Here is a 17,212-nt window from a genome sequence, read left to right as displayed (position 1 = left end):
TTTATTTCAACAATTTTAATACCAGGATCTCGCCCTCCTAAAATTGTTAAAGAGTATATGGTTCAATCTATGAAGCCAGGAAGTGTCATTGTGGATATCGCAATAGATCAAGGTGGTACAGTAGAAACTATTGATCATTATACAACTCATGATAATCCTGTATTTATTAAACATGACGTAATTCATTATGCAGTACCAAATATGCCTGGTGCCACCCCACGTACTTCAACTATGGCGTTGGCAAATGGAAATATTGAGTATTTATTAGCAATTTCTAAAGATGGATTAGAAATTGCAATTCAAAATAAATCATCATTAGCATCTGGGGTAAATGTATATAAAGGTATTATTACCTACGAAAATTTAGGTATGACGCTAGGTTTGGACTTTAAAGAATTGAAAGAAGTGTTAGTATGATTACCAAAAAAGTATTGTTAGATATCACTGACATTAAAAAAGCCAAAGAAATTCTTGATGTAAATGCCCGAAAAACACCTTTGGTTAAATCTTTCTATTTAACTAGTAAAACGGGTGGAGAAATTTATTTAAAGCTGGAAAACATGCAGTTAACGGGTTCATTTAAATTTCGTGGTGCATTTAATAAAATTTCCCAACTAACAAATGAAGAGAAAGAACGTGGTGTAATCGCTTGTTCAGCTGGAAATCATGCACAAGGTGTTGCATTATCTTCCCATTTACTAGGAATCAAAAGTAAAATTGTGATGCCAACCTCTGCACCGCAAGCTAAAGTGGATGCGACGAGAGGATATGGTTCTGAAGTTATTTTATACGGTGATACGTTTGATGATGCAAAAGCGAAGTGTGAAGAGATTATAAAAGAAACAGGCGAAACATACCTACATCCATATGATGATGTAGAAGTAATGGCTGGCCAAGGGACAATTGGGTTAGATATTCTGGATGATATGTGGGATGTTGATACTGTTATTGTACCTATTGGTGGAGGAGGAATTATTTCAGGNATGGCTGGCCAAGGGACAATTGGGTTAGATATTCTGGATGATATGTGGGATGTTGATACTGTTATTGTACCTATTGGTGGAGGAGGAATTATTTCAGGAATTGCTGTAGCGCTGAAATCATTTAATCCCTCCATTAATATTATTGGGGTTCAAGCAGATAATGTTCATGGAATGAAAGCTTCTTATGATGCGGGGAGAATTTTAGAACACTATGAAGCACCAACAATAGCGGATGGTTGTGCGGTAAAAATACCAGGGAATTTAACTTTTGAAATTGTAAAAGACCTAGTAGATGATATTGTAACTGTATCGGAAGAAGAATTAGAAGTAGCAATGAAAGACTTACTGCAACGCGGAAAAGCTGTCGTAGAAGGTGCGGGAGCATTAGCCACAGCCGCTCTTCTGGCAGGAAAAGTTGATAAATATGTACAGGGTAAAAAAGTAGTAGCGGTTATTTCAGGTGGCAATGTGGATTTAAAACGTATTTCAACTGTTTGTGAGCATTTCTTTGTTGCCAATGAGGTAAAATAACGATTCAATAATCTTATAAAATAAAATTATTTTACTTAAGGGGAGCTAGGAGGCGATATCTTAGCTCCTTTTTAAATAAAAGGAGGCGTGTGTTATGGCCAACTTATTTAGGAAAAAATCAGTAAGGAAATTGTTAGAAGATAGTAAAAGTAAGACTTTGACAAAAACGTTGGGCGCATTTGACCTTACCATGCTAGGGATTGGTGCAATAATTGGTACAGGAGTACTTGTATTAACTGGATTAGTAGCCGCAAGAGATGCGGGTCCAGCAGTTATTTTTTCATTTATGATTGCCGCAATTGTTTGTGGGTTTGCAGCCCTATGTTATGCAGAAATCGCATCTGCTCTTCCAGTTTCGGGTAGTGTATACACCTATTCATATGCGACGATTGGTGAGTTTGTAGCCTACTTAATGGGATGGACTTTATTGTCTGTATATATAGTTACAACTGCCGCAGTAGCGGGTGGATGGACAGGCTATTTTCAAAACTTATTAAACGGGTTTGGGATTGAGATACCAAAATCACTTTTAACAATTCCAACACAAGGTGGAATCGTTAACTTACCAGCAGTAATCATTACTTTGTTATTAACTTGGTTATTATCAAAAGGCACGAAAGAAAGTAAGCGAGTGAATAACGCAATGGTATTAATAAAAATTGGTATTGTTGTTTTATTCATTTCAGTTGGTATATTTTACGTGAAACCAGAAAACTGGATTCCGTTTGCACCTTATGGTATAAGCGGAATCTTTGCCGGAGGAGCTGCAGTATTTTTTGCCTTTTTAGGATTTGATGCGTTAGCAACGTCTGCTGAAGAAGTAAAAAATCCACAACGTGATTTACCGATTGGTATTATTGCTTCGTTAGTTATTTGTACAATTATTTATGTTATAGTTTGCCTTGTTATGACTGGTATGGTTTCTTATAAGGAATTAGATGTACCAGAAGCAATGGCCTACGTATTAGAAGTTGTAGGACAAGATAAAGTAGCGGGTATAATCGCAATTGGAGCTGTAATTGGTATTATGGCTGTAATTTTTGCTTACATTTATGCAACAACACGTGTATTCTTTGCGATGAGTCGTGACGGTTTATTACCAAAATCGTTTGCGAAAATTAATAAGAAGACAGAAGCACCAGTATTCTCAACTTGGTTAACAGGTATTGGTAGTGCTTTAATTGCTGGATTTATCGATTTAAAAGAATTAGCGAATTTAGCGAATATTGGAGCGTTATTAACATTTGCGATGGTTGGTGTGTCAGTTATTATTCTTCGTAAAACACATCCAAATTTAAAACGTGGTTTCATGGTACCACTGGTACCAATCTTACCGATTATTTCAATAACATGTTGCTTATTTTTAATGGTAAATCTACCTTTAAAAACCTGGGTTTACTTCGGTATTTGGTTATTTATAGGGATAATAGTATATTTTATATATTCTAAAAGACATAGTCAATTAAACAAACTATAAATGAGATATATCAGTGACAAAGGTACCATGCCCTGCATGTTTGGACAAGTAGGATTCTTCTCATTTGGGATGTACCTTTTTTTTTATAAAAGATTTAATCAAAAGAACTTGAAAGTTTATGTTATACGTAAAAAAACGGATCTATTTTCAAAATAGATTCGTTTTTTAGGGACATTCCATATTTAAAAGATGTTTGGTTAATATCCGCTTATATTTTTTCCTTTGGGATAGTGAAAATTCTTAAATCTATGAGCAAGAAATCTATCTAAACGCTATCAAGGTGATATTTTGAAATAACAAATAGATATAAAGTACCAAGCATGTACACAATAAGAACAAATAACCCTTTGTATACAAATACACATCAGGAAGCAAAAATATATTTATTTTCTTGTATAGTTAGTTACTAAAAACGAATGGAGAGTATGTGTTTATGAAAATAAACCAGTCAAATCTTAAAGGGGTATGGAAAAAAAGAATATTAATAATTCTTTTGATTGTTTTCGGATTGATTATTGCAGGAGTTAGTTATTGGAACCTTTCACCTACTCCAAAAGCGTTTCTAATAAAAAAAGCATTTGAAGGTGGAATGTTTGTTCAATCGGATAATTATCAAAACGCTTTAAAAGAAACACAAATTGTTAAGGACATCAATTATAATTCTAAATTTCCTGATGGTATATTAGATATTATTTATCCGAAAAACCATCCTGACAAAACACCTGTTATTTTTTGGGTACATGGGGGTGGATTTGTAGGCGGAGATAAATCCGATATCACTGGTTATGCAGTAGAATTGGCAGCTCAGGGTTATACAGTGATAAATATAAATTATGCTCTTGCACCTAAGATGAAATATCCTACACCAGTATTCCAACTTGGTGAGGCTTATGAATATATAAAAGAAAATGCAAAGAAATATAATTTAAAACTTGATCAGGTTTATTTTGCAGGAGATTCTGCTGGAGCACAAATATCTGGACAATTTGTTAATATTCAAACATCTGCCAATTATGCAAGGTTAACTAAAATTGATCCTGTTGTTGAGCCTGCTACAATTAAAGGTACGTTACTATTTTGTGGTCCATATAATATGCCTGCATTAGCTAAAATGGAAACAACTAAAGAAGTACAAGATTTTATGCGTACCACTGGTTGGGCTTACTTTGGGAAAAAGGATTTTGAAACATTACCTGAAATAGAAATTGCTTCTATCATTAAACACGTTACAAAAGATTATCCACCAACATTTATTACAGATGGAAATACTGCATCATTTGAAAATCAAGCCAAAGCATTAGCGTCCGAGTTAGAAAGTAAGAGAGTACCTACAGAAAAACTCTTCTTTGATAGAAATGTTTCTGGTGAGTTGGCTCATGAATTTCAATTTAAAATGAACACACCAGCAGGGCGAGAAACTTTTAATAAAGTTCTTGAATTTTTAAATGAAAATAAATAGTTTGCCTAAAATCGAATACAAAAGTTCAACCATCATTTTAAATTATAAGAACTACGCTATCTTTTCTGTGGAATCCTAGGAAAAGATAGCGTTTTTTTCTCTTAATAACTTACAAAATTAAACTGAAATAGAAAAAAGGAATGAATTATTCGGATGATAGTAAATGTCTTAGTGATTTCAATGTATATATGACAAATCAGTTTGTATTTATTTCCTTGATAGGATTTTACATAATATTAATTTTTTGTGAATTATTAATCTGAAAATAATTTGATTTAAAGTAGTATTCATACGAAATGAATACCTTTATGTAATTTATTTGATTTATAAGATAGTTAAGAATACCAAATCAAAACATAAAAGCTCATTATTGATTGATATTTTATAAAGTTGTATTAATATGTGTCATAAAATAATATCAAAATATAATTATAAATAGAATAAGGGAGGACTATGTAAAAAAGTAATAAATACAAGTTCATAAACTGTTTTTGCACGTAAGTACATGCTAAAGAAACCAAAACTATTAAATTTATTAAGGAAATGAGAGGGAGATACTATGGGGAATAAATCAAAGCATAAAACTAAAAGAATACTTGTAGCTACTGCAACATTAACTATAATTGCTTCTGGAATGGCTTCTTCATCAGATGTCTTTGCAGAGGAAACGCAACAGCAAAAAAGTTTATCGACATCACTGCAAAGTGAAAAGTCAGTTAAATCAGAAAATAGAATATTTACAGTCCCAGGAAAAGGGGATGTTGAGGTACTAAAACAACAGGAAAGAAAAAGTATGGCATTTAGTCCATATGAACCAACTGGTTTATATGCAAAGCCAAATGAACAAATAACGATTAATGTAGAAGGTAATCAAGATATTGAGGTATATATTGGAACGTATTCATATGATGCTTCTTGGAGAGAAGATTCTAAGATAAAATCATTTACATTAAAACCTGGTATAAACACAATCCAATCTCCAAATGGGGGGATGATTTATTTTTATAATAAACAACAAGGAGGTAGCATTCGAACAACAATTACAACAGGTGGAACGACTACGCCTTTCTTTGAACTAGGAAAGCATACAAAACAAGATTTAATAAACATGCTGGACCAGTATCCTAGTGCACATGCAGTGGAGTTAAAAGGCGAACGTGTATTAATTACGGCCAGCCCTGCACGTGTTAAGAAATATTTGTTGGGTTCTAATACAGATCCTGTACAACTCTTAAAAAAGATGGATGAAGCTACTCGAATTCAAGACAAAGTAGCTGGATTATCTGAAGAACAAGTAGATAAACATTATGTTCATTACGTAGAAGAAAATCATTCTCCTGATTATTATATGTATGCAACTTCTTATCGAACAGCATATGTAGGAGACGCAATCCAATACGTGTTAGATATTAATAAATTTATAACAGATGGCTGGGGCCCTTGGCATGAGGCAGGACATTTGAGACAACAATCGCCCTGGAAGTTTTATAATATGACAGAAGTACAAAATAATATATACAGCCTTTCTGTAGAAAAAGCATTTAATCAACCATCCAACTTAGAGAAAAGTGGAATTTATCCAAAAGCATTTCAATATCTAGAACAAGTGAATAAAAATTATGATGAAATTAGCGATGTTTTTGTAAAGCTTGTTATGCTTTGGCAACTACAGTTAGCGTATGGAGAGGATTTCTATCCTAAATTGCATCAATTGTATAGAGACATGCCTTCAAGTGAACTTCCACAAACTGATGAAAATAAAAAACAATTATTTATGATTTCAGCATCAAAAGTAGCCAAACAAAATTTGATTCCTTTCTTTGAGAAGTGGGGATTACATCCAAACAACGATACCATTCAAAAAGTAGCTGCATTAGGATATCCAATTTTAACAGCAGAGATTTGGAAGGGTACAGATTCTAATCCAATTAAACCAGATATGCCTAATGTAAATAATATTTTAGAAGGAAACCAGTTTGCATGGTCGCTGAAAGGGATTGGAGATTTTGAATTCGCAAAAGTAAATTTAAATAAATCAACAGAAGAAATGCAAATAGATTTAAAAGCAGGTGTACCACATAACTACTTTGATAGTACATATGCAAGTATTAAAGTGCAAAACACATCAGGTAAAGTGGTCTATAACAAAGAGATTTATGGAAATAAACAACAAAATGCTGAATCGCAAAAAGTTTCGGTTAAGGTAGGAGACTATATAGAGTTAACACATCTAGAAGGTGTGCATAGAGCTACTATTACAAATGTGGAAAAAAGCATCCAGGAAAGTTTTGGGAACAAAGTGGTGTATGAGATTACAAAAGAGGGATTGAAGAAAGTAGATAAAATTGTTAATCCGGAACCAGATACAGAAGCTCCCACACAGCCACAAGGATTATATGCAAGCAACCTTACTTCTAACAGTGTAGAGCTAAAATGGAATCCGTCTACAGATAATGTAGGTGTAAAAGAATATCAGGTATTACGTGATGGACAATTGATTCAAACCGTACAAGGAACGACATTTACTGATCAAAACTTAACAGTTAATAAGGAATATAAATATGCAGTGAAGGCTGTAGATGCAGCTGGAAATACATCAATTCAAAGTGAAATTCTTCTGGTAAAAACAAAAGATCAAAATGTATCTTATGAGAAATGGGATCCAAAGAAGGCATATACAAAGGGCGATAAAGTTGAACATCAAGGGACAGTGTATGAAGCGGTTCAAAGTCATCAAGGAAATGGGGACCCGAATTGGATATTTGCGTTATCTTTATGGAAACCAATTACAATCAAATAACATGTAAGAATCAGATGTGAAGATAGAACAACATAAAATTGGGGCAGTATTTTAAAGATTTACTGGATGTTGCTTGAATTTTGATAGATTTCTCTACTAAGTTATTATTCAATATTGAACTACTCACCACTTAACGCCCTTACGGACTTTTTGAAGTGGGAGATTCCTGCGAACACCGGTGTATCCACTGGTTATCTTAGCAGGCTCTACCCGTAGTCCCTACGGTGAGAACATAAGTATCTTGTACGTTAACGCACCACACTCCCTACTTTAGCTTGGTTTTCGCAACTTCGGTAAGCATGGGGCGATAGAACGTTGAAGATTTTACGGTTGCAACGTTTTTCTGCAACCAACTCCATATCTTCAGTTTTCAAAGAGCAATCTGTACAAGTAAATGATAACAAACATGTTGGCTTATGCCAACCGACATTCATCTCCCACCTAAAATTGGTGTTTCACACCTTCACATTTTTGAGGAAGGAGTCTTCTGTCGGGAAACAATAAAAATTAGAAAAGGATGTAGATTAGTGATTAGTCAGAAAACGAAGAAAAGATTTAATAAAGTTATTATAATGACCGCAGCATGTAGCATGTTTTCTATGTTTGGAACGTCTATGTTGCACACTAAAGCTGCAACACATTCAGCTGCTCCAGCAGTTTATGTGAGTCCCCAAAATATACCTGTCTCAGATATTATTAGTATAGACTGGTCACCAGTTCAGACTCCACCTTATACGTACTGGGCTGTACACAACTGGAATGCAGGTGGTGAAGCTGGAGGATATGCTGGTTTTCAACAACAAAGTGGGTTTGATGAAAATGGAAAACGTACTTTACATTTTGCCTTATGGGATCCAATTTCCTCTAAAGAAGCAATAAAAGCCGAATACTTATCTCCGAATTCGCAAGCTGGCCCCTTTGGAGGAGAAGGAACAGGAATGAAGGTTCAAACAACTTATGGTTGGAAAGACAACAATTGGTACAGAATGACAATGCGTTCATGGCAAGAAAATGGTCATACCAAATTTGGACAATGGATGAAAGATGTAACAAAGAATAAATGGCATCAAATTGCAATTATGGACTTTCCGGTTGCTAATGTTGCATTTAATCATGGATTAGGAATGTTTCAAGAAGACTGGGCTGATAGTGGACAGAATGTTCGAGAAGCGCGCCTAAAAAATGGTTATAGCCGAAAATTAGTTGATAAACAATGGAGTTCTTGGAATAATCAAAGTATTTCTGGAACGCATGATAATACTTATCAATATGATGGAGGAGCTACTTCAGAATATGTATGGGTCAAAGCAGGAGGTAATACGCAGTCTACTATTGGGTCAGGAAAAATATTCACGCTAAATCAACCTACTCAACCTGAAATAGGAAAATTAGATTTTGATATCCAATCTATATATTATGAAAATGAAAAATTAAATGTATCTTGGAAACTAAAAGAAAATAGTACACCGCAATTTAAGGGGAAAATTGAAATTTATAACAATGAAAATATGACGGGCCAACCTATTAACGTAATTGATGATATTAAATCTTATCAAAATGGAATCAGTCAATCTATATCATTACCAACAAATGCTTATGCAAAAATTGTATTAACGGATATATTTGATCAAACTGTTGAGAAAAAGGTACAAATCAAAAATGAATCTCCAAACATTTTTGAAGGTAATGAATTTGCTTGGTCGCTGAAAGGGATTGGAGATTTTGAATTTGCGAAAGTAAATTTAAATAAATCAACAGAAGAAATGCAAATAGATCTAAAAGCAGGTGTACCACATGACTACTTTGATAGTACATATGCAAGTATTAAAGTGCAAAACACATCAGGTAAAGTGGTCTATAACAAAGAGATTTATGGAAACAAACAGCAAAATGCTGAATCGCAAAAAGTTCCAGTCAAAGTAGGCGATTATATCGAGTTAACACATCTAGAAGGTGTACATAGGGCTACTCTTACAAATGTAGATAATAGTAAACAAGAGAGCTTTGGAAAAAAAGCCATATATGAAGTCGTCGTAAGTAAATGTTTAGAATTTGATGCTTGTCGTTATAATGATAATAGTAAACAAGAGAGCTTTGGAAAAAAAGCCATATATGAAGTTACAAAGGAAGGCCTGAAGAAAGTAGAAAAAATGCCAGAAGCAACAATTTTAGAGGGAAACAAGTTTGCGTGGTCATTAAAAGGATATAGTGATAGAGAATTTGCAAAAGTAGATTATGATAAAACGGTAGAAGAGATGAAGGTCAAACTAGAAGCAGGTGTACCACATTCCTACTTTGCTAGTACGTATGCGAGTATTAAGGTCCAGAATTCTTCTGGCAACGTTCTGTACAATAAGGAAATCGTGGGAAATAAACAACAAAATGCTGAAAGCCAAATTGTGCCCGTCAAGGTAGGGGATTACATTGAATTTACCCATATAGAAGGAGAAGCAACAAAGGAAAAAACGCGAGCAACTTTAACTAACCTTGAAAATAACAAAAATGAAACCATTGGAAAGACAGCGAGGTATCAAGTTACAAAAGAAGGCTTGAAGAAAGTAGAGAAAATGCCAGAAACAACGGTTTTAGATGGAAATCAATTCGCTTGGTCATTAAAGGGATATAATGATCGAGAAATCGCGAAAATAGAATATAACAAATCAACAGAAAAAATGCAGATTAAATTAGAAGCGGGTATCCCCCATTCTTATTTTACTAATACGTATGCAAGCATTAAAGTCCAGAATTCATCCGGTAATATTTTGTACAATAAAGACATTATAGGAAATAGACAACAATCTGCTGAGAGCCAAACCGAGAAGCACAAAAGGAAAAGACACGCGCCACACTTACTAATCTTGAGAATAGTAAACAGGAGTATATGGGAAAGAAAAGAATATATCAGGTTACCTCTATGGGATTATTAATAAAGTCATAGATTTTACTACAAAAGTTAAATTATAGATTTATATATTATATAAAAATTTTAACCATTATACGCATTAAAAAAATCTCAAGAGAATATAGATTGGCGGGTATAGTATGAACATATTCAAAGGGTTTCTAATTTCATCAATTGCAATGACAACTTTTGTAGGAACAGATCTAATCCTACAAAATGATAGTATTCATAATAAAGTTTATGCTGAATCTTATAATGTCACATACAAGGAAAGAGATTCACAGGAAGAAAGATTAATTGTAAAGTTTAAAAATCAAATTGACTTACCTTATGAAGATGGTATTGAGAAAAGAATAAAAAATGGGGATTATGATAACAATTTAAAGGAGTTATTTTCTGAAAATAAAGAACTTACTTTGAATCGTCTGTTCTCATCTGTAAATCCGATAGAGATTGAAAAGTTATCAGTACACTCTAAATCATTTGCTAATCAATCAGCTAATAATTTATTAAATTATTATATTGTACAAGCTCCTAATAACATAGAAATAGAGTTGTTACTGAAAAAATTTGAAACATCACCTCTTGTAGAGGAGGCTTATATACAAGAAAAACAAATTTTGACACCCCCTGAAATACAGGTACAAGATTTATCTGTTAATCCGTACGATGATCCTAGATTTAAAAATCAAGGATATCTTGAAGCGGCACCAAAGGGAATTAATGCCTCGCATGCTTGGAGCATTAAGGGTGGTGACGGGAAGGGTACAACTTTTGTGGATATGGAATATGGGTGGTTATTAAACCATGAGGATTTAGTCAATAAAAATATAAAGCTTATGTCTGGACAAAATATAAGCCAGCATAGAGCTCATGGTACTTCAGTTTTAGGAATTGTTTCATCCGAAGATAATCAAATTGGAAATATTGGAATTGCACCAAAAGCAAATGTAAAAGTAATATCCCAAATTAGGGATAATGGAATTTATAATACAGCAGATGCTATTTTAAGTGCTGTACATAATTTACAATCAGGGGATGTTCTTTTATTAGAGGCACAAGCTTCATATGATGGGTATGGGGATAAATATTTACCTGTAGAAGTACATCCAGATATTTTTGATGCAATTCGTGTTGGTGCAGATAAAGGGATTATTATTATAGAAGCTGGCGCAAATGGTTCAAACGACTTAGATAATTTTAAAGATCGTAATGGAAAAAAGATCTTAAATCGAAATAGTCCAGACTTCAAGGATTCAGGTGCTATTATGGTTGGGGCGGGATCATCAACTGTTCCACATAAACGTTTATGGTTTTCAAATTATGGAAGTCGATTAGATGTATATGGATGGGGAGAAAATGTTGATACAACATCAGCAAATCCAAATCAAAATACTACAAATTTATATACATCAACATTTAGTGGAACATCAAGTGCTTCACCAATTATTGCCGGGGCAGCAACTTCGATTCAAGGTATTGCTAAAGAACATCGAGGTTCTCCTTATACACCAGCCGAATTAAGAAATATTTTAAGTAATCCAAATACAGGAACACAATCTCAAGATCCTTGGAATGATAGAATAGGTGTTTTACCTGATTTAAAATCTATATTAAATAACTTAGGTTTTAATTCAGATATACCGAACTCTTCTAGTATTTTAGAAGGAAAGCAGTTTGCATGGTCACTAAAAGGAATTAGTGATTTTGAGTTTGCAAAAATTAATTTCAATAAGTCAACAGAAGAAATGCAAATCGACTTAAAAGCAGGCGTACCGCATCATTATTTTAATGAAACGTATGCGAGTATTAAAGTACAAAATGCAACAGGAAAAGTAGTATACAATAAAGACATTTATGGAAACAAACAACAAAATGCTGAAGCGCAAAGAGTTCCAGTCAAAGTAGGCGATTATATCGAGTTAACACATCTAGAAGGTGTACATAGGGCTACTCTTACAAATGTAGATAATAGTAAACAAGAGAGCTTNAGTTCCAGTCAAAGTAGGCGATTATATCGAGTTAACACATCTAGAAGGTGTACATAGGGCTACTCTTACAAATGTAGATAATAGTAAACAAGAGAGCTTTGGAAAAAAAGCCATATATGAAGTTACAAAGGAAGGCCTGAAGAAAGTAGAAAAAATGCCAGAAGCAACAATTTTAGAAGGAAACAAGTTTGCGTGGTCATTAAAAGGATATAGTGATAGAGAATTTGCAAAAGTAGATTATGATAAAACGGTAGAAGAGATGAAGGTAAAACTAGAAGCAGGTGTACCACATTCCTACTTTGCTAGTACGTATGCGAGTATTAAGGTCCAGAATTCTTCTGGCAACGTCCTGTACAATAAGGAAATCGTGGGAAATAAACAACAAAATGCTGAAAGTCAAACTGTGCCCGTGAAAATAGGGGATTACATTGAACTTACTCATATAGAAGGGGAAGCAACAAAGGAAAAAACGCGAGCGACTTTAATTAACCTTGAAAATAACAAAAATGAAACCATTGGAAAGACAGCAAGATATCAAGTGACAAAAGAAGGCCTGAAGAAAGTAGAAAAAATGCCAGAAACAACAGTTTTAGATGGAAATCAATTTACCTGGTCTTTAAAGGGGTATAATGATCGAGAAATCGCAAAAGTAGAGTATAACAAAGCAACAGAAAAAATGCAGATTAAATTAGAAGCGCCAGAATTCATCCGGTAATATTTTGTACAATAAAGACATTATAGGAAATAGACAACAATCTGCTGAGAGCCAAACCGTTTCAGTCAAAGTAGGGGATTATATTGAGTTTACTCATATAGAGGGAGAAGCACAGAAGGAAAAGACCCGTGCCACACTTACTAATCTTGAGAATAGTAAACAGGAATTTGTAGGCAAGAAAAAAACATATCAAGTTACTCCTACAGGATTATTAATAAAATAGATAAAAAGGATGTCTAAAAAAATAGTGTTTTTTAGACATCCTTTTTTATTATTAAAAAACGTTAATTATTAATAGTGATGTAGGATGAATTCTATAGCCCCACTAACTATTATATATACTCAAAAAATCAAGTTATAGCTAATGTTCCAAGGATTGACACATCTATTCTTAGTTAATCATGTTATACTTTTCACAAATGAAATGCTACAATATCAAATCCTAGTTTTATGACATCCTTCTGTTGCCACAGTTTATAAAAGGTCAATTCCAATGGGATTGACTTTTTATAGTTGTAGCACAAAGTTATAAACGCCCATATTTATTATAAGATAAATGTTGTAATTTCACGTACCTTATTTATGAATGTATAAATAATTACAATAAATATTATTCTATATGTAGCTTTGCGATATGTAACTGTTAAATAGATAATATTTAACCTTCTCGTGATATTTTAAATTAAGGTTAAAAGAAAGGAACGTAAAATAAAGTAATTCGTTAATATATAAGGATATTAATAATAATTTGTGGGAAATTGAAGAACTAAGGTATATGATTGTGATTTTTTTCACAATCATATACCTTAGTTCTTCAAAATTATTTCAAAAGGAGGTTATAAACAATGAAAAGAATTATAACACTGAGCACTTGTAAACTGCAAGATACTATAAAACATGGTGGGTGTGGTGCATGTCAGACATCTTGTCAGTCTGCTTGTAAAACCTCATGTGGAGTTGCAAATCAAAAGTGTGAAAATACAATAAATAGGAAACAAGAAGTATAGTATTCAATTATATTTTATTTAGGTGGCAATCTTTATGAAAAAGGAGTTTGGTTATCCAGTATGATTCATCAATATAAATTAAATGGATACAATATCGTGTTAGATACTTATAGCGGATCCGTACATGTCGTTGACGATCTTGCTTATGAAATAATTATGCTATATCAGAATACTCCTATGGAAGAAATCCTGTCAATAATGCAGGAAAAGTATAAATATGATTTCCACGTTTCCAAGAAGGAAATTCGAGAAACAATTGCGGATATTGAAGAACTAAAAAGAGATGGGAAGCTTTTTACCGAAGATGATTATAGGGACCTTTCAATTGATTTGATAAATCGTCCCACTTATGTAAAAGCTCTTTGCCTTAATGTAGCGCATACATGTAATCTGTCGTGTGAATACTGCTTTGCTAGCCAAGGAAAATACAATGGAAATAGAGCCATAATGAGTTTTGAAGTTGGAAAAAGAGCCATAGATTTTCTATTAGAAAACTCAGGTAATCATCGAAATCTCGATGTTGATTTTTTTGGTGGGGAGCCACTCATGGCGTGGAAAACTGTCAAACAGATTGTCGCCTATGCAAGAAATAAAGAAAAAGAGTACAAAAAAACTTTTCGTTTTACCTTTACTACAAATGGTATGCTGCTTAATGATGAAATTACTGAATTCTTAAATCAAGAAATGCACAATGTTGTATTAAGCCTTGATGGAAGAAAAAAAGTTCATGATTATCTTCGTAAAACTGTCAATGGGAAAGGTAGCTATAATCATATCGTTCCAAAGTTCCAGGAGTTTGTTGAGAAGCGTGGAGATAAAGAATACTATGTACGTGGAACCTATACCCATAATAATGTTGATTTTACCAATGATATTTATCACATCGCTGACTTAGGTTTTAACAAAATCTCAATGGAACCTGTTATCTGTAATTCCCAAGAACCATATGCGCTCTGTGAAGAAGACCTGCTGGAAATTTACAATCAGTATGAAATTCTCTCGAAAGAAATGCTAAACCGTGAGGAAAAAGGAAATGGTTTTACATTTTATCATTACATGCTCGACCTTTCAGAAGGTCCGTGCGTTCAAAAGAGAATTTCTGGTTGCGGTTCTGGGACTGAATATCTAGCTATTACCCCGTGGGGGGAGATATTTCCTTGTCATCAGTTTGTGGGAGAAGAAGAATATAGTATGGGGAATATATGGGATGGCATTACAAAAGCAGAGATACAGTCTCAGTTTAAGGAAAGTAATTGCTATTCAAAACCGGAATGTCAGGAATGTTGGGCACAGCTTTACTGTAGTGGCGGTTGTCCAGCTAATACAATACATGCAACGGGTTCTCTTAAGGGAACACATGAGTTCAGCTGTAAAATCTTCCGAAAGAGAATAGAGTGTTCTATGATGGTTAAAGTAGTTCAATCCATTAGAGCTATGAAGAAGGAAGAGCAAGGCATGGTTCAGTAAATAAAAAAGTGCACAAGTGTTGTTATAGCATAAATTTATAAAGATAGTTACAAACAAGAATTCTTTAGTCCAATTTAGAATAAATGAGTTTAAAAGAAGATAGCCATTTGTAATGGCTGTCTTCTTTTGTAAAAAATATATAATTTATTCAATTATTTTTTCGATAACAGGCATAACAGCGATTGGTGGAATAGAGTGAGTCCATCCTACGGAAAATATATTTAGTTTTTCACCTACGCTATAGTTATCCTTGCTAGTAATAGGAACACGTAAAATTTTATTCTGAGAAGCTAATTCCCACCAATTATTTTGATAAGAAAGTGCCTCCTCTTTTGTATTAGTGTCAGCTACAACTAAATAATTATCATCTGCTGAAATAACATATCCAGTAAAAGGTATCTGTATTCTTACTTGTTCTTCCTTAATAGGAGTAGGATTACTTATAGAATCTGCGGAAGTAGGAGTTAATCCGAAAACTAATCCACATCCTAGCGTCAGAGTGGTAACCACTGTTACTAATTTTTGTTTTTTTGAAAACATAATATAAATCCCCCTTATATTTTATCCGTACACCATCACCTTTCTATTTTTTATATAGAAAGCCTTTTTATATCCCTAAATTTAACAATTATGTCACAAATAATCCATTGTTTTTTCAAATGGGTATTATTTAAAGATAATATATGTTATAATTCACCAAATTAACTATTAATTTTACCTCTATTTTCTAGTGAATATATATTTTTGAAAAGAATGATAGCGCTATCTTTTGTGAATGTTCCTATTTGCATGATTACCTAATTTTTATGTACAATAAAGAAAAGAGAGTTTCTTAGACAGGAAGAGGAAAGTCATGACCAAGTCATTAGTAAATTTACGAATTGATTTTGCTTTTAAGCAATTATTTGGGACAAGTGGTAGTGAGGATATTCTTATCACATTTTTAAATGCCATGCTAAAGAATTCATTAGAATCACCTATTATGTCACTACAATTAGAGGATCCACATTTACATCGAGAACACGAGGATGATAAATTATCAATTTTAGATGTCTCAGCCACATTAGACACAGGTACTAAAGTAAACGTAGAAATTCAGCTGAATAATAATCACGACATGATTAAACGAAGTTTGTATTACTGGGGTAAATTATATACTTCACAGTTACAAAAAGGGATGCCTTACAGCTCTCTTAGTAAAACAATTACTATTAATTTGTTAAACTTCGTACTTTTTCCCGAATATGAGGAATTTCATACAACGGGAAAGCTATGGAATGTACAACAGCAAAAGCAGTTTAGTGATGATATAGAGATTCATGTTATAGAGCTTCCTAAACTAATGGAACAATGGCGGGAAGAGAAAGTTAATCCGTGGGAAGATTCATTTGTTCGTTGGCTGTTATTACTTCCGGCAAATGAAGATGAACACTTAACTCAAACATTGGAGGACATTGCGATGAATCAAGATCCGATTTTACAAAAAGCAATGAATAAGTGGGAGCGAATGAGTCAAGATTCGACATTCCGACAAGCCTATGAAGCGAGGGAAAAAACCCTAATGGATGAAGCTGCAAAGTTTGCTCACGCAGAGGAGCAAGGAATCAAAAAAGGTATTGAAAAGGGTATTGAAGAAGGCAAAAAAGCCGAACGTATACAATTGGTATGTGGTATGTATAAAAACGGAATGTCTGTAGAGGATATTGCCAAATTTACGAAGTTACCTATAGAAGAAATAAGAGAAATTATCCAATTATAAATAAAAAAGAACACCTACAGCATTGAAGTGAACCCCGAAAACGGGACACCAATCAAAACACCTAAACCACTTGTTCCCTAAATTCTTTAGGGGATAGGTGGTTTAATTTTTCTTGAATTCG

8 protein-coding genes and 5 pseudogenes are annotated in these 17,212 nt (G+C 33.5%); 12 read left to right on the top strand and 1 reads right to left on the bottom strand.

All coding sequences use genetic code 11. The annotated features are described in order from the left end of the window. The 11 genes and pseudogenes from ASE54_RS36970 to scfB form a co-directional block, all read left to right on the top strand. Positions 1 to 417, top strand: a pseudogene (locus ASE54_RS36970) (alanine dehydrogenase); the annotation flags it as partial. Then, positions 414 to 982: pseudogene (locus tag ASE54_RS36965) on the top strand (pyridoxal-phosphate dependent enzyme); the annotation flags it as partial. The pseudogenes ASE54_RS36970 and ASE54_RS36965, both read left to right, overlap by 4 nt. A gap of 1 nt (position 983) precedes the next feature. Then, the coding region (locus ASE54_RS36960; protein WP_235567835.1) for a pyridoxal-phosphate dependent enzyme at positions 984 to 1,514 on the top strand (531 nt) is incomplete at its 5' end. A 94-nt stretch (positions 1,515 to 1,608) separates the two neighbouring features. Next, entirely contained in the window at positions 1,609 to 2,991 is a 1,383-nt protein-coding gene (locus ASE54_RS15330) for an amino acid permease (RefSeq protein WP_001284904.1), read from the top strand. Between the two features lie 433 nt (positions 2,992 to 3,424). After that, positions 3,425 to 4,450 carry an alpha/beta hydrolase gene (locus ASE54_RS15325; RefSeq protein WP_000700712.1) on the top strand — a complete coding sequence of 342 codons (1,026 nt, stop codon included), beginning with the start codon at positions 3,425 to 3,427 and terminating at the stop codon, positions 4,448 to 4,450. Positions 4,451 to 5,009: 559 nt separating this feature from the next. Next, on the top strand, positions 5,010 to 7,250 hold the full coding sequence (locus tag ASE54_RS15320; protein WP_003256157.1) for a M60 family metallopeptidase: 2,241 nt from the start codon (positions 5,010 to 5,012) through the stop codon (positions 7,248 to 7,250). A gap of 527 nt (positions 7,251 to 7,777) precedes the next feature. Then, a pseudogene (locus ASE54_RS15315) lies at positions 7,778 to 10,188 on the top strand (putative mucin/carbohydrate-binding domain-containing protein). 104 nt (positions 10,189 to 10,292) lie between these two features. Further along, a pseudogene (locus ASE54_RS15310) lies at positions 10,293 to 12,142 on the top strand (putative mucin/carbohydrate-binding domain-containing protein); the annotation flags it as partial. A gap of 1 nt (position 12,143) precedes the next feature. Next, positions 12,144 to 13,081, top strand: a pseudogene (locus ASE54_RS36955) (putative mucin/carbohydrate-binding domain-containing protein); the annotation flags it as partial. Between the two features lie 622 nt (positions 13,082 to 13,703). Continuing rightward, on the top strand, positions 13,704 to 13,865 hold the full coding sequence (gene scfA, locus ASE54_RS15300) for a six-cysteine ranthipeptide SCIFF (protein WP_000821353.1): 162 nt from the start codon (positions 13,704 to 13,706) through the stop codon (positions 13,863 to 13,865). A gap of 60 nt (positions 13,866 to 13,925) precedes the next feature. Then, positions 13,926 to 15,332, top strand: a complete 1,407-nt coding sequence (gene scfB / locus ASE54_RS15295) for a thioether cross-link-forming SCIFF peptide maturase (protein WP_000581828.1) — start codon at positions 13,926 to 13,928, stop codon at positions 15,330 to 15,332. 144 nt (positions 15,333 to 15,476) lie between these two features. Here the strand turns inward: scfB and ASE54_RS15290 are convergent, their stop codons facing one another. Next, positions 15,477 to 15,872, bottom strand: coding sequence for a DUF3221 domain-containing protein (locus tag ASE54_RS15290; protein WP_000491774.1), 396 nt, complete (start codon positions 15,870 to 15,872; stop codon positions 15,477 to 15,479). 313 nt (positions 15,873 to 16,185) lie between these two features. Here ASE54_RS15290 and ASE54_RS15285 point away from each other — a divergent pair, with 313 nt between their 5' ends. Next, complete coding sequence (locus ASE54_RS15285; protein ID WP_000167466.1) at positions 16,186 to 17,091, top strand: Rpn family recombination-promoting nuclease/putative transposase; 906 nt, start codon at positions 16,186 to 16,188, stop codon at positions 17,089 to 17,091. The last annotated feature ends 121 nt before the right edge of the window (positions 17,092 to 17,212 follow it).

Source organism: Bacillus sp. Root131, from assembly GCF_001429475.1.
In the GTDB taxonomy this organism is placed as follows: domain Bacteria; phylum Bacillota; class Bacilli; order Bacillales; family Bacillaceae_G; genus Bacillus_A; species Bacillus_A thuringiensis_S.
The sequence above is the reverse complement of the archived record's forward strand: the minus strand, read 5'-3'. Positions and strand labels throughout refer to the sequence as shown.

What these genes read in the sequence shown, in the direction of transcription:
- ASE54_RS15330 (WP_001284904.1), top strand. Translation starts at nt 1,609, where the DNA reads ATGGCCAACTTATTTAGGAAAAAATCAGTAAGGAAATTGTTAGAAGAT.
- ASE54_RS15325 (WP_000700712.1), top strand. Translation starts at nt 3,425, where the DNA reads ATGAAAATAAACCAGTCAAATCTTAAAGGGGTATGGAAAAAAAGAATA.
- ASE54_RS15320 (WP_003256157.1), top strand. Translation starts at nt 5,010, where the DNA reads ATGGGGAATAAATCAAAGCATAAAACTAAAAGAATACTTGTAGCTACT.
- scfA (WP_000821353.1), top strand. Translation starts at nt 13,704, where the DNA reads ATGAAAAGAATTATAACACTGAGCACTTGTAAACTGCAAGATACTATA.
- scfB (WP_000581828.1), top strand. Translation starts at nt 13,926, where the DNA reads ATGATTCATCAATATAAATTAAATGGATACAATATCGTGTTAGATACT.
- ASE54_RS15290 (WP_000491774.1), bottom strand. Translation starts at nt 15,872, where the DNA reads ATGTTTTCAAAAAAACAAAAATTAGTAACAGTGGTTACCACTCTGACG.
- ASE54_RS15285 (WP_000167466.1), top strand. Translation starts at nt 16,186, where the DNA reads ATGACCAAGTCATTAGTAAATTTACGAATTGATTTTGCTTTTAAGCAA.